A 496-nucleotide genomic window follows, 5' to 3' on the forward strand; every position below is an offset into this window, starting at 1 on the left:
GACCACCCCTCACCCCCTCCAGACCAGTCCGCTTCCCACACCCCCGATCCAGTTCCCGACGGCCCTGCTTCCTCTTCGACCGGCCCTGCGCCCCCTTCGGAGCCGGGAAGCGCACCGCCGTCCGGCACGGCGCCCGACCAGTCCGGGGGTGTCTAGTGCACATCGTCTATCCGGCGGTCGTCTCCGCACTCCTGTTCTCCATCGGCGTCTACGGCGTCCTCGCCCGCCGCAACACGATCCTCGTGCTGATGTCGGTCGAGCTCATGCTCAACGCCGTCAACCTCAACCTGGTCGCGTTCGACGTGTGGCTGGGCGACCGCCTGCACAGCGGTCAGGTGCTCACGCTGTTCGTCATCGTGATCGCGGCCGCCGAGGTGGGCCTGGGCCTGGCCATCATCCTGGCGCTCTACCGCAACCGCCGTACGGTCGACATCGACCACCTGCGCGCCCTCGCCGAACCGGCCGACGACGGCGCGCCACCCCCGCCGGCCGACCC

Annotated in this window: 1 protein-coding gene; it reads left to right on the forward strand. The window is 70.4% G+C overall.

Features of this window, described 5'->3' with window-relative positions:
- Window positions 1–155: 155 nt before the first annotated feature.
- On the forward strand, window positions 156–496 hold a 341-nt coding region (gene nuoK / locus E1286_RS47410), incomplete at its 3' end, for an NADH-quinone oxidoreductase subunit NuoK (RefSeq protein WP_132623998.1).

The organism is Nonomuraea terrae, assembly GCF_004348995.1.
Lineage (GTDB): Bacteria > Actinomycetota > Actinomycetes > Streptosporangiales > Streptosporangiaceae > Nonomuraea > Nonomuraea terrae.